The sequence below is a fragment of the Polyangium fumosum genome (assembly GCF_005144585.1).
Lineage (GTDB): Bacteria > Myxococcota_A > Polyangia > Polyangiales > Polyangiaceae > Polyangium > Polyangium fumosum.
The window spans coordinates 90296-110789 of sequence record NZ_SSMQ01000041.1 but is presented as its reverse complement, the minus strand read 5'-3'; the positions used below and the strand labels follow the sequence as shown (position 1 = coordinate 110789).

19 protein-coding genes are annotated in these 20494 nt (G+C 69.5%); 12 read left to right on the top strand and 7 right to left on the bottom strand.

All coding sequences use genetic code 11. The features are described from left to right. The first annotated feature begins 145 nt into the window (after positions 1-145). Positions 146-349 carry a hypothetical protein gene (locus tag E8A74_RS32150; protein WP_136932938.1) on the top strand — a complete coding sequence of 68 codons (204 nt, stop codon included), beginning with the start codon at positions 146-148 and terminating at the stop codon, positions 347-349. Between the two features lie 29 nt (positions 350-378). Further along, entirely contained in the window at positions 379-1284 is a 906-nt protein-coding gene (locus tag E8A74_RS32145) for a hypothetical protein (protein WP_136932937.1), read from the top strand. 34 nt (positions 1285-1318) lie between these two features. Here the strand turns inward: E8A74_RS32145 and E8A74_RS32140 are convergent, their stop codons facing one another. Genes E8A74_RS32140 through E8A74_RS32130 form a run of 3 tightly spaced genes read right to left on the bottom strand, consistent with a single transcriptional unit; the run spans position 1319 to position 3735 of the window. Next, on the bottom strand, positions 1319-1855 hold the full coding sequence (locus E8A74_RS32140; protein ID WP_136932936.1) for a hypothetical protein: 537 nt from the start codon (positions 1853-1855) through the stop codon (positions 1319-1321). An 11-nt stretch (positions 1856-1866) separates the two neighbouring features. Beyond that, on the bottom strand, positions 1867-2454 hold the full coding sequence (locus tag E8A74_RS32135; protein WP_136932935.1) for a hypothetical protein: 588 nt from the start codon (positions 2452-2454) through the stop codon (positions 1867-1869). Between the two features lie 57 nt (positions 2455-2511). After that, the gene (locus E8A74_RS32130) at positions 2512-3735 is read right to left on the bottom strand and encodes a DUF1015 domain-containing protein (RefSeq protein WP_136932934.1); all 1224 of its coding nucleotides are present in this window, start codon (positions 3733-3735) and stop codon (positions 2512-2514) included. Between the two features lie 86 nt (positions 3736-3821). On the opposite strand from E8A74_RS32130, the gene E8A74_RS32125 reads away from it, so the two are divergent. The 7 genes from E8A74_RS32125 to E8A74_RS32095 all read left to right on the top strand — a co-directional run bounded on the left by E8A74_RS32125 (position 3822) and on the right by E8A74_RS32095 (position 12197). Continuing rightward, positions 3822-5453, top strand: a complete 1632-nt coding sequence (locus E8A74_RS32125; protein WP_232379844.1) for a helix-turn-helix domain-containing protein — start codon at positions 3822-3824, stop codon at positions 5451-5453. Further along, positions 5446-6903: an ArnT family glycosyltransferase gene (locus E8A74_RS32120; protein ID WP_232379843.1), complete on the top strand. Its 1458-nt coding sequence runs from the start codon at positions 5446-5448 to the stop codon at positions 6901-6903. The genes E8A74_RS32125 and E8A74_RS32120 overlap by 8 nt, the downstream gene beginning before the upstream one ends. Before the next feature lie 12 nt (positions 6904-6915). Then, a complete protein-coding gene (locus E8A74_RS32115; RefSeq protein ID WP_136932932.1) occupies positions 6916-7242 on the top strand; it encodes a tellurite resistance TerB family protein in 327 nt (108 codons plus the stop codon). A 99-nt stretch (positions 7243-7341) separates the two neighbouring features. Further along, positions 7342-8382, top strand: a complete 1041-nt coding sequence (locus tag E8A74_RS32110) for a LysM peptidoglycan-binding domain-containing protein (protein ID WP_232379842.1) — start codon at positions 7342-7344, stop codon at positions 8380-8382. A 2-nt stretch (positions 8383-8384) separates the two neighbouring features. Then, positions 8385-9524: a serine/threonine-protein kinase gene (locus E8A74_RS32105; protein ID WP_232379841.1), complete on the top strand. Its 1140-nt coding sequence runs from the start codon at positions 8385-8387 to the stop codon at positions 9522-9524. 57 nt (positions 9525-9581) lie between these two features. After that, complete coding sequence (locus E8A74_RS32100) at positions 9582-10976, top strand: Ig-like domain-containing protein (RefSeq protein ID WP_136932931.1); 1395 nt, start codon at positions 9582-9584, stop codon at positions 10974-10976. Positions 10977-11180: 204 nt separating this feature from the next. Beyond that, positions 11181-12197: a helix-turn-helix domain-containing protein gene (locus E8A74_RS32095; protein ID WP_136932930.1), complete on the top strand. Its 1017-nt coding sequence runs from the start codon at positions 11181-11183 to the stop codon at positions 12195-12197. Here E8A74_RS32095 and E8A74_RS32090 read toward each other — a convergent pair whose 3' ends face one another. Both E8A74_RS32090 and E8A74_RS32085 read right to left on the bottom strand, forming a co-directional pair. Next, a complete protein-coding gene (locus E8A74_RS32090) occupies positions 12198-13133 on the bottom strand; it encodes an ATP-grasp domain-containing protein (RefSeq protein WP_136932929.1) in 936 nt (311 codons plus the stop codon). A gap of 31 nt (positions 13134-13164) precedes the next feature. Then, the gene (locus E8A74_RS32085; RefSeq protein ID WP_136932928.1) at positions 13165-14868 is read right to left on the bottom strand and encodes a class I adenylate-forming enzyme family protein; all 1704 of its coding nucleotides are present in this window, start codon (positions 14866-14868) and stop codon (positions 13165-13167) included. Positions 14869-14910: 42 nt separating this feature from the next. Here E8A74_RS32085 and E8A74_RS32080 point away from each other — a divergent pair, with 42 nt between their 5' ends. The 3 genes from E8A74_RS32080 (at position 14911) to E8A74_RS32070 (ending at position 18649) form a co-directional block, all read left to right on the top strand. Then, positions 14911-15309, top strand: a complete 399-nt coding sequence (locus E8A74_RS32080; RefSeq protein WP_136932927.1) for a PilZ domain-containing protein — start codon at positions 14911-14913, stop codon at positions 15307-15309. A 107-nt stretch (positions 15310-15416) separates the two neighbouring features. After that, positions 15417-17675 carry a tetratricopeptide repeat protein gene (locus E8A74_RS32075; RefSeq protein ID WP_136932926.1) on the top strand — a complete coding sequence of 753 codons (2259 nt, stop codon included), beginning with the start codon at positions 15417-15419 and terminating at the stop codon, positions 17673-17675. Between the two features lie 62 nt (positions 17676-17737). After that, positions 17738-18649, top strand: a complete 912-nt coding sequence (locus tag E8A74_RS32070; protein ID WP_136932925.1) for a M23 family metallopeptidase — start codon at positions 17738-17740, stop codon at positions 18647-18649. Between the two features lie 22 nt (positions 18650-18671). On the opposite strand, the gene E8A74_RS32065 is transcribed toward E8A74_RS32070, so the two are convergent. Then, complete coding sequence (locus E8A74_RS32065; RefSeq protein WP_136932924.1) at positions 18672-19505, bottom strand: SseB family protein; 834 nt, start codon at positions 19503-19505, stop codon at positions 18672-18674. Positions 19506-19522: 17 nt separating this feature from the next. Next, complete coding sequence (locus tag E8A74_RS32060) at positions 19523-20494, bottom strand: CDC27 family protein (protein ID WP_136932923.1); 972 nt, start codon at positions 20492-20494, stop codon at positions 19523-19525.

Genomic DNA, 20494 nt, shown 5'->3' with positions numbered 1-20494 from the left:
GCTGGTGTAGGTCCACCCTGGGCCGGGTGGGTTTCGCACCCACTGGACGACGATTCAGAATTTCATGAACCTCGCATGTTCAATCCTTCCTGACCAGTCTTTCCTGGTCGCACGGCAAGCGCACCACCTCTACGAGACTGCGAGGATGAAGCACGTCAGCCTCGATCCCCTGGATGGTCCGTCGGTGATTCTCTCGAGCGAGGAGCACACGGTGGTGACAAACGAGCTCCGCGAGGCTACGAAGGGCATCGCGCGGGGAGACCTGGCCAAGCTCTGGGCCGTGTACAAGTCCGTCTACAAATCGAGACCGCACTGGCGAAAGGCGATCGCCCATTATTTCCTGGATTGATTCCAGCGGGAGCCAGCAGGACATAGCTGATGAAAACCAAGGTGCACGTACGCTTCGATGGCAATGATATCCCGGGGCGGGAGCAAACAGTTCTTTCGCCCTCGGGCTGCGGGCCCGATGTGGCGGAGGTGAGAGACAGGCCAGTCCTCGGACAAATCTTCGTCGATGTCCGACTGGACGCGAACGACCCTCGTCTGCCTCTCCTCCTCCAACTCCTTCTCGTCCACAAGGTTGAATGGTTCGAGGATCGCTGGGACGAGTACACGGACGAGGAGTTCGAGGCCGCGCCGTTGATCGAGATGGCGGGCACCCTTGAAGTAGAAGTCCTCGGAGGCCCCCGGTTTGGCACGGACTACGACCTCTCGACCGCATGCCCGACGTGCGGCGCAGGGATGCGACAAACCTCGGCGTACGTGCTCGATGGGTCCGACGCGGAGAGCATGGACAAGCTCGGGCAGTTTCGCGCCGTGGGTAGCTACAGCGAGGTCCTGGTGGACGAGCGGCTGGGCGGGACGCTCGAAGGCGCAGGGCTCTCGGGGCTCTCCTTCCGGAGCGTGTACGCGAGGCAGGAGGACATGCGGCAGCTCAAGCTGCCCTGGCGGCAATTATGGGCTTCGCACACGTTGCACCCGATGTCCCCGCGGTCGACGGGGGTCTCCTGGGACCGCGTGTGCAAGTCTTGCCGTCGCAGCAAGGTGCAGTTGATGCACCCGGAGCCCCTGCGCCTCGTTTACCGCGCCAAGGACCTCGAAGGGGCCCAGGACGTGAACCGCATGTGGGAGCACTTCGGTCGTGCGCGGTGGAACGGCGACCTGAAGACGGCCGTGCTCTCACAACCCAGTTTCGTCGTTACCCCGAAGGTCTGGCGCATCTTCCGCGACGCGGGCGTGACCGGGTTCAAGTGGCTCCCCATCCGCGTCGTCGAGGAGGAGTAACGATCTTCAATCGGCTGTCGAGCAGGCTGCCCCCTCAATTCGAAGGCTCCCCCGCCTTCTTCATGATGTCCGCGACGCTCGCTTCGAGCCGCTCCCGGTACGCGCGCATCTCCTCCACGAGGAGCCGGAGCTCCCGCTCCACGTCCTTGAGCATGTCCATCTTCTCGATGTCCTCGCGCATCCGCACGATGTCCTCGTGCCGGTAGTCGAGTCCCCCCTCCTCCATGAGGGAATCAAAGAGCTCCGGCTGCGAGGCGAGCTCGTCCAAGACCTCCTTCATCTGCTCCGACCGCGCTTCGCTCCGGGGCATCATCCGCGCGCGCTCCTCCGGCGTGAGCCGCCTCCGGAGCAGCGGGAGCATTTCCATGAGCTCCTGCAAGTGCCGCTGCCCTTGCTCGTGGTCGACCGTGGGCCGCGGCCCAGGGGCGTCCTCGAGCGTCATGCCCACCTCGACCGCGAGCGCGCGGCGTTGCTCGCGCAAAAAAGCCACCACGAGGTCGACACGGCGCCGCATCTCGGAGACCGTGAGTGTGTCGAGCCGCCCTTGGAGATCGTCGTCGTCGTCTGCCATCGGAATCGCTCCTAACGCCCTCGCTCGTAATCCTTCGCCGCGCGCTCGACGATGTCCCAATCCCGCGCCGCCCGCTCCGACTCGGCCACGAGATCCGCCGTGAACAACGTGAGCCCCCAGATCCCATTCTCGCGCCGCCGAAACCCATACCGCGTCCCGCGCGCCGTCTCCACCGTCGCCCGCTCACCCACGATTTCGACCTTCGCCATGCCGGAGAGGTCCCGCCGGAGCCGCGTCACGAATCCCTTTTTCGTGGCGAGGTCCACCCAGACGTCCGCCCCGTCCTCGGCCGTCGCGTGCGTGCGGTACGCGTCGACCAATCGCGTGCGCTCGGGCTCGGGGTAGGCCTGCGCGATGCGCTCGCTCGCCTTTTTGCGGTAATCACGGATGCTGTAGGCGGCGTGCTGCGCAGAGTCTTCGAGGTAATGGAAGCAGGTGCGGGCGTCGCCCTGCGAGAGGTTATAGGCGATGCGCAGGTAGGCGCCCTCGGGCGTGGTGTCCGGCGGGAAACGAGACGCCGCCCAGAAGACGTAACCGCCGCCGCCGAGCGTGAGGAGGGCGAGGCCGGAGGCGAGGGCTTGGCGGCGCGTGAGGGGCATCGGCGTGGGGCAGTCTCGTTTCCACGGAAAAGGCCGCTCGGCAAGCGGCCAGGCGCTTCAGAAGGTGTGGACGAAGAGGCCGCTCCGGAGCTTCGGCTCGAACCAGGTGCTCTTCGGCGGCATGAGCAGGCCCGCGTCGCTCACCGCGAAGAGCTGCTCGATCTGCGTCGGGTAGAGGTGGAGGCCCAAGGTGAAATCCCCCGCGTCGACGCGCCGCTCGAGCTCGCCGTAGCCGCGGATGCCGCCCACGAAGTCGACGTGTTTGTCGCGGCGAGGATCCTTCACGCCGAAGATCGGGCCGAGGAGGAGGTCCTGCGCGATCGAGCAGTCGAGCGAGGCGACCGGGTCCTCGGCGCGAACGGGATCCTGCGGGGCGCGGAGGAGGTACCACTTGCCGGCGAGGTACGCGCCGAAGGTGCGCGGCTCGGGCGGGGTCGCGGCGAGGCCGTCGGGGCGCGGCTCGACCTGCATGACGGACCGGAGGCGCTCGAGGATCGCCTCGGGCGAGCGGCCTTCGAGGTCCCGCACGACGCGGTTGTAGGGCAGGATCTTCATCTGGTCGTGCGGGAAGACGACCACGAGGAAGACGTCGTGCTCGCGGCCGTCGCCGCGATAGGTCTGGTGCACGCGGGCCGCGGCGGCGCTGCGGTGGTGGCCGTCGGCCACGTAGAGGCACGGGACCTCCTCGAAGCGCTCTTCGAGGGCGCGCGTGGCGTCGCGGCCGAGCACCCAGAAGCGATGGCCGACGCCGTCCTTCGTGGTGAAGTCGTAGATCGGCGGCGCCTCGGTGGAGGCCCGGACGAGCGCGTCGATCGTGGGGTCCTTGCGGTACGTGAGGAAGACGGGCTCGTCGTGCGCGGCGAGCTCCTCGATGTGGCGCGTGCGGTCGTCTTCCTTGTCGGCCCGGGTTTTCTCGTGCTTCTTGATCGTCTCGGCGAGGTACTCGGAGACGGCCGCGCAGCCGACGACGCCGATCTGGCGGTGGTCGCCCATGGTCTGCGCGTAGAGGTAGAGGTGCGGCTCGGGGTCCGCGGCGAGCGCGCCTTCGGCGATGAGCTTCGCCAGGTTGTGCGCGCCCATGGCGTAGACCGCGTCGTCGTGCTCGTCCGTGCCCTCGGGGAGGTCGATCTCGGGGCGGGAGACGTGCAGGAAGCTCGCCGCGTTGCCCTCCGCGAGCTTGCGCGCCTCGGCCGTGGAGATGACGTCGTACGGCGGGCTCGCGACGTCGAGGGCCAAGGAGGGCGGGGGGCGGAAGGCGCGGAAGGGGCGGACTTTGGCCATGCGTGGCGGTTAGCTTGGTTGGGCCCAGGTGTCGAGACAGGCGCGTCCTGGGCTGGCCAAGCGGATCCTGTGGTACACGTCCGGGCGTGCCCGTGCCCGGAGACGACGACAACGAGCGGCTGACACCCACGATCCCGCCGCCGCCCATGATCGAGTCAGCCTCGGGCGCCCGCACGCGGCGGGTGATCGCCGTGGGAGGCGGGCGCGGCGGCGTCGGCAAGACGCTGCTCACCGTGAACCTCGGCGTCTACTTCGCCCAGCTCGGCCGCGAGGTCGTCGTCTGCGACACGGATCCGTTCGGTTCGAACCTGCACGGCGTGCTCGGCCTGGAGACGCCGCCGCTCGTGACGAGCGAGGCGCTCGAAGAGGGCAAGGCCAAGCCCGTGAGCACGATCGTGCCGGGTCTGCGCCTCTTGCCCACGGCCTACGATCCCATGACGGCGACGCCGATCCGCCCGAACCGCGGGTCGCACTGGGCGAGGCAGATCGAGAAGCTCGACGTCGACTACGTGCTGCTGAACCTCGGCGCCTCGACGACGGCCTCGACGCTGGATCTCTTCCTCCAGGCCGACGTGGGGATCTGCGTGACGGCGCCCGAGCCGCTCGCGATCGAGACGACGTACCGCTTCTGCCGCGCGCTCTACCTGCGCGTGCTGCGGCGCGCGCTCACGAAGGAGCGCTTCAAGTTGCGCCTCGTCGAGCGGGTGATCGCGGCGCTGCCGCCGCTCGCCCCGCCGCCCGCGATCGTCGCGGAGATCAAGCGCTACGACGACGGCGTGGCCAAGGTCGCGGCCGAGGAGATGCTCCGCGTCGCCGCGCACCTCGTCGTCGGGCAGACACGCCTGCGCTCGGACCTCGACCTCGGCGTGAGCATGTCCGTGATCGCCGAGCGTTTCCTCGGCATCTCGCTCGAGAACCTCGGCCACATCGAGCACGACGACGCCGTGTGGCTGACGGTGCGGCGCAGGCAGCCGCTCCTGATCGACAGCCCGACGTCGAAGAGCGCGCGTAACATCGAGCGCGTCGCGCGCCGCATCCTCGCGCTGCTCGCCGCGCAGAGCACCCGCGGCGGCGCGCTCCCGCCCCGCGCGCCCGTCACCCAGCAGCGCGCCGCCGCCTTGCCCGCCACGCTGTACGAAGTGCTGGGCGTGCCACGCACCGCGGCCGACGACGAGATCCGCCGCGCCGTGAAGCGGCAGCGGGAGATCTTCCGCGAGGGCAGCTTGCCGCTCTGCTCGGTCGTCGCGCCCGAGGTGTTGCGCCAGGTGCAGGCGCGGATCGAGGAGGCGCACGACACGCTGCTCGATCCCGTGCGCCGCCGCGCCTACGACCTCTCCACGTTCCCCGACGACACGCCGGCCACGGTGGTGCCGCAGCGCAGCAGCAACGCCGCGCAGATGGCGGAGCTCGCCATGCTCCAGGCCGAGCTCGCGCGCGAGATCAACGCCGAGACGCAGTTCACGGGCGCGCTCCTGCGCAAGGTGCGCGAGTCGCAGGGGATCGAGATCACCGAGATCGCGCAGCGCACGAAGATCAACGTCGCGCACCTGAACGCGATCGAGAACGAGTCGTTCGGGGATCTGCCGGCGCTCGTGTACGTGCAGGGCTTCGTCCAGCAGGTCGCCAAGCACCTGAAGCTCGACCCTGCGCAGGTCGCGAAGACGTACTCGCGAAGGCTGCGAGATCTCTCCCTTGGGCGCGCGAGGAGCAGTGGATAAGCCTTCGGACGAAGGACGGGATCGGCTCTTTTCAGCCGCCCTCTTCGTGCTGGCGCTCCTGCCGCGCCTCTACGTCGCCATCGCCTGGGCCCGCGAGCCGGTGTGGGACGGGCACTACTACGACTTCGGCGCCCGCCGCATCGCCGAGGGCCTCGGCTACTCCGACGATGTCGTCGTCGGGGGACAACGCATCTGGCACCCGTGGTGCCACTACCCCGTCGGCTACAGCGGCTTCCTCGCGATCTTCTACCGCCTCTTCGGCGCAGGCCCCGCGACCGCGCCCGTGGTCAATGCCGTGACGGGCGCGCTCGTCGCGGTGCTCGTGCACAGGCTCGCGCGGTACGCGACGACGAAGAACCGTGCGCGCGCCGCGGGCCTGCTTTGTGCGCTCGATCCCGGCCTCATCATCTACGCCGCGCTCGTGATGACGGAGCCGCTCGCCGCGCTCGGCCTCGTCGCGGCGGGGTGGCTCGTCGCGCGGGACGCCAAGGAAAAACCCCTGCGCGGCGCGCTCCTCGCGGGCCTCACGCTCGGCCTCGCCACGCTGGTCCGGCCGCAAAGCTTGCTCTGCGCGCCGGCCTTGGGTCTGTTCACGCTGGGCGACGGGACGCTTCGGACGAAGCTGAAGAAGGGTCTCGTCACGGCCGGCCTCGCGCTCGCGACCGCCGTGCTCGTCGTCGTGCCTTGGACCGCGCGCAACTGCCGCGTGATGGACGGGTGCGCCTTCGTGTCGACGAACGCCGGCTGGAACCTCGCGATCGGCGCTTCCCCGCACGCGACGGGGCGCTTCGAGACGCTGCGCGCGAGCGACGGCTGCAAGGTCGTCACGGGCCAGGTCCAGCAGGATCAATGCTGGCGCGACGAGGGCCTGCGCTGGATCACGAACGACCCGATCCGCTGGCTCTCGCTCGTCCCGAAGAAGCTCGGCCACACCTTCGATCACGAGTCGTTCCCGATGGGTTACCTCGGCGAGGCGAACCCCGCGGCCTGGCCCGAGCCCCGCAAAGCCACGGGCCGCGCCGTGCTCACCGCCGTGCACGTCGTGCTGCTCGCGCTCGCCGCGCTCGGCCTCGTGGCCTCCCCGCTCGGGCGTTTGCCGCTCCGCGCGCGGCTCACGCAGATCGCCGCGTTGCTCGCGGTCGTGGGCGTCGTCCTCCACGGCATCTCCGCGGACGCACATCCGTTCTGGCCGCTCGCCCTGCTGATCGTGCTCTTCGGCGCCTTGCCGCTCCCGGGCGCGCCCGCCCGCAACGCGAGCGTCGGGTACCTCGTCTTCGCCGTCGCCACCGTGGCGCTGACGCACGCGGTTTTCTTCGGCGAAGACCGGTATCACGTGGTGATCACGCCGGTCCTCTGCCTGCTCGCGGCCCTCGTGTTTCGACCCTCCCGAGCGCTCGCCGCGCCCGCCGCTGCGGCCGTAGACGTTCCCCACCGTCCTGACCAGGTCTGATAGAGTACCGTCATGCTGAAGAACCTGAGCCGCGAGGATCGTCTCCGGGTGATGGGGTTCGTGTGCTCGTTTGCCTGGGCGGATCTCGAGATCAAGCCCAAGGAGCGCGCTCTCGTCCACAAGATGGTCAAGGAGCTGAAGCTCGATCCGGACGAGGCCAAGCAGGTCGAGGGCTGGCTGCAAGTGCCGCCGCGCGCCGAGGAGGTCGACCCGGCCGCCATCCCGCGCGCGCACCGGCAGATGGTGCTCGATTTCGCGCGACGCATGGTCAAGGCCGACGGGACCGTCGATCCGGAAGAGGAGGAGAGCCTGTCCCTCCTGGAGGCGCTCTTGGCCTGACGGTCGGGGGCTCCGGTCGGGCGGCAGAGCCGTCCTTCCTCTGCCCCCCGCGGGCGTAACCGGTCGCCATTCCTCGCGTCCGTCTGGTACGCTCGGAGCGTGCTTCGCCAAGGTCTCGGTCGCCGGCACGGCCCGCGGAGGATCCCCCTCGCAGGCGTGGCGACCGCGCTCGCCCTCCTCCTCGTCCCCGCCCGACCCGCAGGCGCATTCCCGCACGTCGTCCGCGCCGGCGAGACGCTCGCGCAGATCGCCGAGCGCGTGTACGGCCGCGTCGAGATGGAGCAGATCCTCGTCTCCGCGAACGCCCTCGACGCAGGCAGGGGCCTGTCGATCGTGCCCGGCATGCGCCTGGAGATCCCGTCCGTCGGGCATCACCGCGTCGCCGCCGGCGAGACCTGGACCTCGCTCGCCGATACGCTGCTCGGCCACCCCGATCGCAGCGACGTCCTCGCCCTCACGAACGAAGCCAAGCCCTGGATCCAGCCGACCGAAGGCCAGGAGATCCGCGTCCCCTACAACCTGCGTTACGTCGCCGGTCCGGGCGACTCCACGCTGACCGTCGCCTACCGCTTCCTCGGCCAGCGCGACAAGGCGTGGATGCTCGATCGGTACAACCGCCTCGGCGGCGAGGCGCTCCAGCGCGGCGACGTGGTGCTCGTGCCGCTCACGGAGCTCGAGCTCACGGCCGAAGGAAAGACCCTCGCCGCGAGCGCCGGCGCGCTCGTCCGCTCGGAAGGCGCAGGCCGCGCGCGCGACGCCCAGCGCCGCGTCGAGACCGACCTGCCGCAGCTCGCCGCCGACGTGCGCAACGGCCGGTACGTCGACGCCGTGGCGCGCGCGAGCCGCATGCTCGGCTCGGGGGACCTCTCGCGCACGCAGCTCGCGCAGATCCACCAGCGCCTCGTCGAGGCCTACGTCGCGCTCGACGCCCAGGGCCTCGCCGAGACTTCCTGTCTCGCCTGGCGCGAGGCCGATCCCGCGCTCGTCCTCGACCCGATCGAGCTCTCCCCGAAGATCGTTCGTGCCTGTACGAACGCGAGCACCCTCGGCGCCGCCGCACCGCCCCCCTCCGTGATCCCTTCTGCGTCCGCGTCCGCGGCGCCCTCCGCGCCACGCCGCGCGCCTGCGGGAGGTCGGTAGGCGTGGAGCAAGGCGAGCCGCGCGCCCCGATCGCCTCCGGCGCCGAGCAGCTCGCGCCGGGCTGCGTCGTCGCCGCGCGGTACACCGTCGAGTCCGTCGTCGGCGAGGGCGCGAGCGGCATCGTCTACGTCGCAAAGGACGGCGAGACGGACGCGCGTGTCGCGCTGAAGGTCATTCACCGGAGCCTCTGCTTCGACCCGCTCTTCTCGCGCCGCTTCACGCGCGAGGCCTCGATCCTGACGCAGCTCGAAGGCAACCACATCGTGCGCCTGCTCGACGTCACCGAGGACGACGGCCTGCCCGTGCTGGTCCTCGAATACGTCGAGGGTCTCTCGCTCGACGTGGCGCTCCGCAAGCATCGGCCCTCGATCGACGATGCCGTGGAGATCACGCTCCAGATCTGCGCCGCGCTCGGCGCCGCGCACGCGGGCGGCTTCGTGCACCGCGACCTCAAGCCCGCGAACGTGATCATCCAGGGCGAGCTCGGCACGGGCCGCGTGCCCATGGTCTGGGTCGTCGACTTCGGCCTCGGCAAGGCGCTGCACCGCGATCCCTCGGGCACCTCGCTCACCGAGCGCAACATGATCCTCGGCACGCCCGAGTACATGTCGCCCGAGCAGGTCCGCGGCGACGACGTCGATCATCGCTGCGACATTTACGCAGCCGGCGTGCTCCTCTTCGAGATGCTCACGGGCCGCGCGCCGTTCGCGGGCAAGACGCCCATCGCGGCCATGACCGCGCACCTCACCGAGCCTGTCCCCTCGCCGCGCGCGTCGAGCCCCGATCGGGACATCCCGCCCGCGCTCGAAGCCGTCGTCCATCGCGCCCTCGCGAAAAACCCCGACGAGCGGTACGAGACCGCGCGCGCCTTTGCCGAGGCCCTCTCCGGCGCGCGGGACGAGCATCACGTCATCGCGCCTGCGGCCGTCGACGACGCCGATGCGCTCGCCATCGGCGACACCGAGCTCGAACTCCGCACGGCCGTGGCGAAGGCCGTCGCGCTCGATCCCAAGCCTGCGCCGCCCGTGAAGACGGCCGCGGAGCGCCCGGGACAGCCGGCGACGCGGTGGCCGTGGATCCTTTTGGCGCTCGTGCTCGCGGCCGTGGCCATCGCCGTCGGCGCGATGGCGGGCGCGCGGTAAAAGCCGCGCATCGCGGATGGCTTTCGCGGGGCATCGCGGCGATAATGCGCCGCGATCATGAAGACGCGCTTTCTTTGGCGAAAAGGTGTTCTCGCGGCCTCTGCTTTTGCCCTCGGGGTCGCGCTTTTTCCGAGCGCTGCGCGCGCCGAGGTCGTCGCCGTGGATTGCGACGTCGATCCCGACTGGTGCAAGACCGCCCCGATCGCCTTCTCGCACAGCGACTCGCTCCCGATCGAATGGAGCTTCGACACCGGCTGGGTCCCGGCGAACTCGCCCTTGCAGGTCCACCTGTGGGCGGGCGTTTATGCGACCACGCGCGTCACGCTCAAAGGCGCGCTCGAAACGAGCTGGCCCGAAGCGCTCCTCCTTCGCGCGCCCGGCACGCCCGAGGGCGGCTTGCTCTCGTATCACTACGGCGTCGAGCTCGGCGCGCAGGCGCAGCTCCACGTGAAGATCGCCGGCATCCCCTACGATTGGGTCGGCGACATCCCGTACATCCCGCAGATCGACTTCCAGGTCGAAGGGGAACAGATCTTCGACGCATGGGGCTGGAAGCCCGGCGTCACGCTCGCCAGCAAGACCACGAAGCAGACGATCATCGAGGTCCCCCTCAGCGACATCATCAGCATTCCCAGCGTCCTCGTGGACGGCGGCCTCAAGGTCGACGTGCAGATGGAGCTCGCCGCGACGTACACGACCGAGCGGATCGTCGTGGAAAACGTCGAGGGCAAACCCGTCGCGGGCGGTGACATCACCGAGGAGGACGGCGAGACGAAGGCCGAGTACTTGAACGGCCCCTCGATCGACCTCGACGTGCATCCCGAGGGGAACATCGATTACGACGGCATCATCCACCTCATCCCGGGCATGTGGGTCGAGATCCTCGGCCAGAACTTCTCGTTCGACATCGTCGACATCCCGATCTCGTTCCCGATCACGGAGACGAAGTGGTCGTTCCCCAAGCAACGCGTCCACGTCCCCCTGCCCGACCTCGTGCTGCCGAAGGCCGAGATCGATTTCGGCGAGGTCGAGGTCGGCCAGAAGAGCCTCGAGAGCTTCGGCTTGTGGAATGCGGGCGAGGCGCGCGCGAAGGTCACGATCGTATCGAGCAGCCCGGAGCTCTTCCCCGCGTGGGATCCGAGCCTCGAGATCGAACCCGGCGTCACGGCGGACACGGCCGTGCGCTTCATGCCCAAGAAAAACGGCCCCTTCGAGGCGACGTTGTTCATCGCCTCGAACGATCCGAACGACCCGGTCCAGGAGATCGTCCTCAAGGGCGTGGGCTTCGGCGGCCCCGTGGCTCCGTCGCAGGACATCTCGCAGGAGAGCGGCTGCGCCTGCCGCGCCGCGGGCACCGACGCGCCTCTGCCCACCTCCGGTGGCCTCGCCCTCACCGCCCTCGCCGGCGTCGCGGCCTTCGTACGTCGGTTCCGCAAGGGGGGTCCACGTTGACCCCTATGGGTCAACCGATACCCTCCTGACGGAACGTCACGGGATCGACACCTACGTCATTTCGATAGCTTACAAAATCAAGCCTGGGTCTTCCTCGACCCCCCCATTTGACGTAAATCTGCGAAACTTCGTCAATTCCTTGGCTGGCATGCCCGTTGCTGATGTCCATTGCGGACCTGACTTCAGCATCGGGGAGTTCCTGACATGTCGACGGCCACGCAGGATCAGCACAGCCACGAAACCCAGCCCTCTTCGCAGACCCGCGCCGTGCGCCCGGCGCTGGCCTTCATGGGGTCTCGCGTCGTCGGGCAAAGCGCCATGATTGAGGAGGTCGTCCGCGTGATCGGACGCCTCTCGATGTCCCGCGCGCCCGTGCACTTCGTCGGTGAGCCCGGCGCCGGCAAGCGCTTCTTCGCGCGGGTCCTGCACGAGACGACGGCCCAGGGCCCGCTCGTCGTGCTCTCCGACGAGAGCGCGCCCCTCGACGCCGCCGCGCTCCACGCCGCCGCCGAGAGCGCCCGCGGAGGGACGCTCGTCGTCGTCGCGATCGATCGCCTCCCCGCCGAACTCTCCGACGAGCTCGTCGCCCTCGCGAACCACGGCGACACGCGCCTCGTCGCGACCTCCGAGCGACCGCTCGATCCGAGCAGCGGCTGTCACGCCGCGCTCTGCGCGCTCTTCGCCGAGACCACGGTCAAGCTCCCTACCCTGCAAGAGCGCGCCAACGACCTGCCCCAGCTCGTCCAGCATTTCTTCGAGCTCCACGCCGCGCGCGCCCATCGCAGCGATCTGCGCGGCATCTCCCCCGAGGCGAGCTCGCTGCTCGAAGGTCACATGTTCGCCGACCACGTGCGTGGCCTCGAACGCGCGATCGAACAGGCGATCGGCTTCGCCGAGGGCCCGTTCGTGACCGTCTCGGATCTGCCCGAGGAGATCCGCGCGCCGAAGGCGCCCGCCTCGCCGCTCCTGCTCGGCGCCCTGCCCGTGCAGGGGCTCGATCTGCGCGCTGCGGTCGAGGAGTTCGAGACGCGCATGATCCTCCAGGCGCTCGAGCGCACGGGCTGGAACAAGAACCGCGCCTCGCGCCTGCTCGGCCTGAACCGCACGACGCTCGTCGAGATGATCAAGCGCAAGCGCCTCGCGCCGCCGCCCGGCTCCCGCAAGCCGGTCTCTGCGAAGGCCGACGCGCACGAGGCGCTCGCCCTCGCCGACGCCGAGTGATCAGCGCATCACGTCTTTGAAGCTCATCGCCGGCTTCGGCGGCCCCTCGTGGGCCAGCCGGATCACGAGGTCGGCCATCTTCTCCACCACCCACGGAAAGTGCTCGGGCCCGAGCGACGTGATGTCGAAGTCGGGCGCCGAGTTCATGAAGTCGATCGCGTACGGCGCGCCGTCGCGGATCGCGAGCTCGACCGTGTTCATGTCGTAGCCGAGCGCGCGACAGAGCGAACGAGCGTCCTCCACGCACCGCGCGAGCAGCGCGGGTTCGAGCGGCGGCATCGTCTCGCTCGCCCGCACGTACCTGTCGAAGTGCCCGAGCCGCGGATCCCACAACGCGGGCAGCACGTGCTCCTTGCCGATCACGATGCACCGCACGTACTGCGACCACGGGATCGCCTCCTGCGCGATCATCGTGAGCATCCCCGTCCGATCGTACGCGCGCCACAGCTCTTCGAGTGAGCTCACGCGATAGACGTCACGGAACCCTCCGCCCCAGTGCGGCTTGATGAACATCGGGAAGCCGAGCTCACGCGCCGCGCCTTCCCAGTCGAGCGGGAAACGCAGGTTGCAGAGCGTCTCGTTCGACACGCCCTCGCCGTACGACTTCGACGGCAGCACCACGGTCCTCGGCACGCGCACGCCGAGCCGCGCCGCGAGTGCTGTCCCGAAGAGTTTGTCGTCCGCGATCCGCCAGAACGGATTGTTCACCACGCGCGTGCCGTTCAGCACCGCGAGCTTCAGCACGGGCTGGTAACACGTCACCTCGTGCGAGATGCGATCGACGAGCACGTCGTACGGCGGCGGCCGATCGATCGAGGTGATGTCGAGCTCGGCGTAACTCGCCACGACGCCGGCGTCGCGCCGCGCGACCTCGGCGATCAGGGCATCGGGAAAAGAGCGCTCACGTCCGACGAGCAGGCCAACGCGGAGGACCATCCTGCCCTCCTACACCAAACCTCCGCGCTCGTCACAGGGCCATGGCGCGCAGCTCGCGCTTCAGCACCTTGCCTGTCGGGTTGCGCGGCAAGGACGGAACGAACACGAATTCGCGCGGCACCTTCGCGCCTGAGAGCCGAGCGCGCGCGAACGCTTCGAGTTCCTTCGACTCCGCGCGCGCGCCCGCCTTCAGCACCACGAACGCGCGCACCCGCTCGCCCCAGGCTTCGTCCGGGACGCCCACGATCGCGACCTCCGCGACCGCCGGATGATCGTGCAGCACGTGCTCCACCTCGGCCGGATACACGTTCACGCCGCCCGAGATGATCATGTCGCGCTTGCGACCTTCGAGGAAGAAGTAGCCGCGCTCGTCCCTCCGCGCGAGATCACCGACCGAGAAGAACCCGTCGCGCATCGCGTCGCGCGTGCCCGCGTCGTCGGCGTGGTAGCCCGAGAAAAGCTGCCCGCTCCGCGCGTAAAGCTCGCCCACCTCGCCCGGCCCGCAGATGCGCCCCGCCTCGTCGTAGAGCCGCACCTCCGCGCCCGGGATCGTCCGGCCGATCGTGCCCGGCGCCGCGCGCAGATCCGCCGGCTTGGCGAGCGTCACCACGCCCGTCTCCGTCGCCCCGTAGAAGTTGAACAGTTTGTCCCCGAAGAGCCGGAGCACGTCGTTCGCGAGCGGGATCGAGATCGCCGCGCCGCCCGTGAAGATCGCCTTCAGCGACGACGTGTCGTAGCGCCGGATCGTCTCCTCCCCGAGTTCCACGATCCGGTGCAGCATCGTCGGCACCACGGCGGTCGTGGTCACGCGGTAGCGCTCGATCGCTTCGAGGAACGACTCGGGCCGGAAGTCGCGCAGCACGATCACCGTGCTCCCGACGAGGTACGACATCGTGATGAACCCGAACGCCGTCGCGTGATAGAGCGGGCACACCGCGAGGTGCACCTCGCCCATCTCCATCGGCGTCTCGCCGATGAACGCGAGCGCCGCGCTCGTCGCTCCCTTCGCGAACTGCCGCACCGCGCCCTTGGGTTTGCCCGTCGTGCCCGACGTGTACATCACCACCGCGGGCTCGTCGCCGGGCTTCGGCGGCGGCCCCTTCGCCGACGCGACCAGCGCTTCGAGCGTCGGGAACGGCGCGGCCTCGCCACCCACGGAGAAACATCGCGCTTCGCCGATCTGCGCGAGCTTCGGCGCCGCCTCGCGCACCGTCTCGACCACGTCCACGTCGAAGAAGAGCGCGCGCGCGCCCGAGTGCGTCGCCACGTACTCGAGCTCGCTCGGCGTCGACCGGAACGAGCAGCTCACCGCGCCGCACCCGAGCTTCCCCGCGGCGATCTGCAACAGCACGAACTCCGGCCGGTTCTTGATCATCAGCGCGATCCGATCGCCGGGCCGAACACCTCGCTCCGCGAGCCCCGCGGCGATGCGCTCGATGCGCTCGTTCATCTCCTGAAACGAGTACGCGCGATCCTCCATGAGCCTGCCGCTCGGCGACGCCGAGAGCCCCACGAGGCCCACGGTGTGCGGATCGTTGTGCGCCATGAAGTGAAAGAGCAGCGGCGGCGTGGCCTTGCGTGTCCGCAAAAGCTCGCGCGCGGTGGCTTCGAGCCCGGTCCAGCGGATGTGGCTCGGCATCTTGGTCTGGATCGCGACGCGGCCTACCGTCCGCGCCCCGAACACCACATCCTCGGCGGCCCGCTTGAGCGAGGAGAGCCTCTCCTTCCAGTGCATGCCCGGATTGTAGTCTCGCGACGTTGGGGATAGGTTACTCCCGTGAGCGACCGGCGAAACACCGGAGGCCGCGCGGCCATCGAGCTGAACGTCGAGTACAAGCGGCTCAACACGTTCTTCGCCGACTACACGCGCAACATCTCGAAGGGCGGCACCTTCATCCGCACGGACCGGCCCCTCGACGTGAACACCGAGTTCGTCTTCGCGCTCAGCATCAAGAACCTGGCCGAGCCGCTCCGCCTCCGCGGGCGGGTCAAGTGGATCGTGCGTCCCGTCGACGCCACGCCCGACTCCCCCGCCGGCATGGGCATCGAGTTCCAGTACAACGACGAGAAAGAGCGACGCGAGACCGAGGCGATCGTCGAAAAGCTCATGGCGAACGAGCTTGGCGACGAGCTCGCCGGCAAGCTCCTCGGACACAAGCTGAGCACGAAGGCGTAAGCGCGAAGCGCTCCGGTTCGTCTACGCCGGTTTCCAGCCTGCTTCCGACGTCCGGGGGGCCTCGTGCCCTCGTGCAGGTTCGCGCCCGCCGTGTACACTCCGCGAAGATGCCTTCGAGATCTACGCCCCGCGCGCGCGCGTTCGCCCGAGCCATCCTCGCCTCGCTCCTCGCCGCCGGCTCCGTGGGCTGCGGGACGTCGAACCGGACCACGAAGACCCCCGTGCAGGTCGTCGAGGGCCCCGTCCGCGCCGTCGACGTCCAGGACGCGGACTTCTCCGCCAGCCTCGCGCGTGTCCTCTCGGACGGCGCGCGCACCCCGCAGCGGCTCGGCCTCGTCGCGGGCGTCGTGCGCCGCCAGCTCGCGCATGCCGAACGTCGCTTCGCGCTCGGACATGCCGAGCGAGGGACCGCGAGCGTGCTCGGCGCGCTCTACCTCGTCCGCGTCGGCGAAGGGCAAGGCGCGATGGTCGACGCGACCGGCGCGCGCGCGCTCGACGGCGCGATCCGCCACCTCTCGGGCCTCGGCGACGAGGGCCGCGTGCACGCGCTCATGCGCATGCGCGCCGCCGCGCTCGGCGCGAACGCCCCGGGGCGCACCGAGCTCGACGAGCACCTCGCCAACCTCGAACGCTGGATGGGCGACACCCACGCGGGCAGCCCCGGCGTAAAGCTCGGCGCCGAGGCGCGGTACCTTGCTGCGCGCGCCATGGTCGATCCGTCCGGCGAGACGCTCGACGCCGCGGCGAACGCGATCGAAGCGTGGGTCGGGCGTGGCATCGAGATCAACCGCATCTTCCGGCAGACGGGCAAGCGGCCCGAGCGCGCCGAGGCCATGGAGGCCGCGCGCGCCATCGAGACCGGCGCGATGATGCTCGCCTCGATCTTCGCGCGGCACGGCGACGCGCAGAGCGCCCTTTCGCGCATCGAGAGCTCCGAGGTCCGCCTCATCGCCGCGCCTGGCCTCCGCCAGGGCCTCCTGATGGCCGCCGAGGACGGCGACGCGCGCGCGTGGGAGCTGCTCGCCTCGGCCTTCGTCAACGAACGCACCCCGATGAGCGACGACGAGGAAGAGGACCGCGAGGAGCGCCTCGATCCGCGCCTCGTCGAGGCGGGCCTTTGGGGCAGCGTGCTCGAAGCGTACCGCAAGGACCCGAAGGACTTCTCCGCGGCCCGGATCCTCGCCGGGGAGCTCGTCCTGCTCGGCATGTCCGAGGGCGCGCCGGCCGTGCTCGCGAGCGCGCTCGGCCCGCAGCCGAACGCGAGGCTCCTCGCGGCCGCCAACCACATCGTCTTCGATGGCATGGCTGTCGACGCCGACATCGGGGACATCGACGCCGTGCGCCGCACCTTCCGCGCGGCGGCGCCCCTGCTCGCGGCGGCCGATCGCCCGGAGATCGCGGCCGCGGGCCTCGAACCCACGCCTTCGCGCCTGCGCTTGCTCATGGCCTCCGTCGAGGTGCACGCCGGCGACCTCGCCGCGGCGCGCCCGCTCTTCGTCGCCGCTGCCAAGGGCGACCCTTCGGTCGCCGCGTGGCTCCGCGTCGCGCGCGCCGATCGTCAGGCCAAGGACTCCGCGGCGGCGCTCGACAACCTGCGCCGCGCGTTCTCCGCGCCCGACGCGCGTGCCTCCCTCGCCGACCTCGCCGAGGCGCACCTGCTCGCCTTCGAGATTCACCGCGACCTTGGGGCCACCGATGCCGCCAAGGCCGAGCTCGCGGACGCGCTCTCCGCTGCGCTCGCCTCGCAGAAGCAACGCGGCGAGGCGGGCACGCGCGCGCGGGCCGAGACCTTGCTCGGCCGCGTCCTCGAAGCGTACGGCGACGCCAAGGCGGCGCGACGCGCGCAGGATCGAGCCCTCGCCATTGCGGCCACCGATCGTCCTGCCCTCGGCGCCACGGTCCTCCAAGTCGTCTCGCGCGCGCTCGTCCGGCGTGACCTCGACGCGGCGCGCGCGGCTGTTCGCCAGGGCCTCGAAGCCGACGTCGATCAGGAAGAACGCATCTATGGTGGCCTCTGGCTCTTCCTCCTCGAACGGGAGCTTCGCGTGACGCCGGACGATACGACTGCGCGTGCGCTCTCGACGAATGGCGATCGCGACGCGTGGGTCGTCAAGCTCGCGCAGTGGGCGCTCGGGCGTATGACGGACGAAGGCCTCCTCGCGGCTGCGCAGAATGCCTCGCAGCGAGTGGAGGCGGAGTTTTACACGGCCATGGCACGCCGTGCGTCGGGCGACCCGGCCACACAGGAGCGCCTGCGTAAAGTCGCAGACAGCCCGATCTTCGATCTCGTCGAGGTCCAGCTCGCGCGGGACCTGCTTGCGCCGAATTTTCGCGCAGAGCTGCCCCAGGGCGCCGCGTTGCCCTGAACGGCACGCAATCGCCGGCGCATTTCCCTCCCGCGGCCGGCCACGAATGATATCATACATTCATGAAATTCTTATTGCTGCGGGGTGCTTCCGTCCTCGTTTCTGCGGGCGCGCTCTTCCTCGCCGGCTGCGGCGCCGATGGACCAGTCGTATGGCCTATCAGCGGCGCGACCGAGGGTGATTTTCCGCTCTCATCCACCTTTGGCCCCCGCGTCCGTACGGAAGACGACGTCTACGACTTTCATCGCGGCATCGACATCGCCGTCCCCGAGGGCACGGACATCTACGCGATCGCCGCGGGCCGGGTCAGCGAGATTCAGAAAAACACGAGCGCCGGCGGTATGCTCGTCAAGGTCGATCACGGCGGCTATTACAGCACGTACGTCCATTGCTCCGACGTCGAGGTCGACGTCGGCGACAGCGTCGACGCCGGCGAGGTCATCGCCCAGAGCGGCAAAGCATCCAATGGCTTCGCGCACCTCCACTTCGAGATTCGCAAGCCCGGCGACAACAAAAAGGACTGCGTCCACCCGCTCGAAGTCCTGCCCTACACGGACAAAGGCGCACCCACGCTGGAGATCGGCAAGGTGGACATGACGAACCCTCTCCAGCCCAAGATCACGATCACGGCACGCGTGGGCGCGGGCGAGCTCGATCTCCGCCGCGTCTCCGTCGCCACCTTCGAGGCCGACGCCGGCGTCATCCTCGAAGGCCTCACGCCCCTCTCCGAGCGGTCGTACGACACCGATGACTGGAATCGCACCTATACGTCGAGCGAATCCGACATCGTCATCGACGACCCCGACAACGAGGGAATCCTCGTGCGGCCGAAGAAATACAACAACACGATGCCCTCGTACGAAGTCGATTTCACGTTCACGGGGCTCGTCGGCACCGTCACGAGCGGCCTGCTCCGCATCCGGGCCGTGGCCACGGACGTGACGGGCAACGTGATCAGCGTCGAATCACATTGACGCGCTGAACAGCCGGCCCGCGTCAGGGCAGGAGGTTCAGATTGTCGAAACGTGCCCGGCCCGGGTTCGGCGCCGGCGCGTCGATCCCTCCGGTCAGGGCCACGTACAGCTCTCCGACGACGGGCAGCGGGTTCGGCTCGCTCGCCTGCACCGTCCATTGCTGCGCGTCGGGCGACGTCTCCCAGAACGTCGTCCCGTCCTGCTCGCGAATGCGCCAGAACGCGTGCTCGATGGGATCGTATTCGGTGAACGCCACATCGGTGTAGTTGTCGGCGAGGATCTTGTGGCAGTACAGCGTCCCCTGGTAGAAAGCGATCTCGACCGCGTTATCGCTCCCCGTGCCGATCTGGAACGCCGCATAAGCTTGGGCCGTCGGGTCCGGGACCTCCAGCACCTGGACGAACGCGCCACAATTCGAAACGTCGTACGGCTGGGTCGAGTAATGCACCGCGTATCCGGTGGCACCGGGCGCGATCGTCACGACCACGTTGCCCTTGGACTCGGCGACCGACGCGCCGCCTTCCGTGTAGAGCGACCATTTCTCCGGATCGATCATCTCGTCGTCGAAATCGTCCTTCAAGGCGATCGTGCACTGCGGGGCCCCGCCCCCACCGCCCGCGCCGCCCGCGCCGCCCGCGCCGCCCGCGCCGCCCGCGCCGCCCATGCCGGAGCTTGCGCTGCTGCTGCTCACCGGCGCGCCTCCGCCTGAATCGCTGCCGCTCGAAGCGCTCGTCCCCACGTCCGCGCCTCCGCCGCCGAGCCGCGGATCGTACGCGTCCCAGTCCCGGTTGCAGCCGACGAGGCTTACGAAGAGCGGCAACCAGGCGAGCCTCGAAATCGTGTTGTTGTACGTCATGCCAACCCTCGCCCGGCTCAGAACGCCCCACCCACTTCGACGAACGCGCCCGCGGGCCCGACCACGACCCGCGCGTCCGTCTTCTTCGCCCCCTTCGGCCCGCCGAGCGCGATCATCAACGCGCCCGCCGCCACGCCCACCGCGCCGCCCACGAGCGAGCCGAGCGCGATCGTATCGAGCCGTTTTCCCTCGTCGATCACGTCCGCATACCGCGGCTCCCTGCACCGCTGACCCCCGCAATCCGCGATGAGCCCGTCGTATTTGTTCTGCGCCATCGCGGTCGTCACGCCAAACACCCCGAGCCCCACCACGCCGAGCCCCGCGACCACGTACCCGGCGATCCGCACGCCGCCGCCCGTCGTCGATTCTGCGGGCGCGGGCGTGATGGGCTCGTTTTTCGGCGCCTCGGCGCCCGGGGCCACGAAGATCGTCTTCGTCTGCCCGCCGACCACGGTCTCCTCGCGCTGCATCCGCGCGCCTTGGGCCGGCTCGACCACCACCACCACCTTGCCCGGCAACACGACGATGGCCACGCCGAGCCGCTCGGCCGGCAGCGCCGTGCCATTGAGGGTCACGCGGGCACCCTCGGGCTGCGCGAGGGCCACGATCACCTTCGCCACCTTGGGCTCGAGCGCGGCGAGGTCGGCCGCGGCGCTGTCGCGGGCCCGCTCGTATTTCGGTTGCTCCTGGGCCAGGACCGCCGCCTCGACCCGCGTCGCCGCGAGCTCTTCATACGCCTCGACGATCTTGCCAAGCGCGAGCAGCGACCGGGCGACCATCATCCGTGCATTCGGGCTCTTCGTGATCGCGTAGGCCTCACGAAACCGGGCGATCGCCTCCTCGTGCTGGCCCTTGTCGTACAGATCCTGCCCCGCGTCGAACGCCTTCTGCGCCGCAGCCGCGGATGCGGACGTTGGCGCGGCGAGCGCGGGCGCGCCCGACATGGCGATTTGGACCGCCACCACGAATGCAGCGAGGGGACGTCGCAT

Excerpts from the sequence above, each read along its gene's own strand:
- E8A74_RS32150 (WP_136932938.1), top strand. The coding sequence starts at position 146 with ATGAAGCACGTCAGCCTCGATCCCCTGGATGGTCCGTCGGTGATTCTC.
- E8A74_RS32085 (WP_136932928.1), bottom strand. The coding sequence starts at position 14,868 with ATGCACTGGAAGGAGAGGCTCTCCTCGCTCAAGCGGGCCGCCGAGGAT.
- E8A74_RS32100 (WP_136932931.1), top strand. The coding sequence starts at position 9,582 with ATGAAGACGCGCTTTCTTTGGCGAAAAGGTGTTCTCGCGGCCTCTGCT.
- E8A74_RS32130 (WP_136932934.1), bottom strand. The coding sequence starts at position 3,735 with ATGGCCAAAGTCCGCCCCTTCCGCGCCTTCCGCCCCCCGCCCTCCTTG.
- E8A74_RS32115 (WP_136932932.1), top strand. The coding sequence starts at position 6,916 with ATGCTGAAGAACCTGAGCCGCGAGGATCGTCTCCGGGTGATGGGGTTC.
- E8A74_RS32145 (WP_136932937.1), top strand. The coding sequence starts at position 379 with ATGAAAACCAAGGTGCACGTACGCTTCGATGGCAATGATATCCCGGGG.
- E8A74_RS32135 (WP_136932935.1), bottom strand. The coding sequence starts at position 2,454 with ATGCCCCTCACGCGCCGCCAAGCCCTCGCCTCCGGCCTCGCCCTCCTC.
- E8A74_RS32070 (WP_136932925.1), top strand. The coding sequence starts at position 17,738 with ATGAAATTCTTATTGCTGCGGGGTGCTTCCGTCCTCGTTTCTGCGGGC.
- E8A74_RS32065 (WP_136932924.1), bottom strand. The coding sequence starts at position 19,505 with ATGACGTACAACAACACGATTTCGAGGCTCGCCTGGTTGCCGCTCTTC.
- E8A74_RS32095 (WP_136932930.1), top strand. The coding sequence starts at position 11,181 with ATGTCGACGGCCACGCAGGATCAGCACAGCCACGAAACCCAGCCCTCT.
- E8A74_RS32090 (WP_136932929.1), bottom strand. The coding sequence starts at position 13,133 with ATGGTCCTCCGCGTTGGCCTGCTCGTCGGACGTGAGCGCTCTTTTCCC.
- E8A74_RS32075 (WP_136932926.1), top strand. The coding sequence starts at position 15,417 with ATGCCTTCGAGATCTACGCCCCGCGCGCGCGCGTTCGCCCGAGCCATC.
- E8A74_RS32140 (WP_136932936.1), bottom strand. The coding sequence starts at position 1,855 with ATGGCAGACGACGACGACGATCTCCAAGGGCGGCTCGACACACTCACG.
- E8A74_RS32060 (WP_136932923.1), bottom strand. The coding sequence starts at position 20,494 with ATGCGACGTCCCCTCGCTGCATTCGTGGTGGCGGTCCAAATCGCCATG.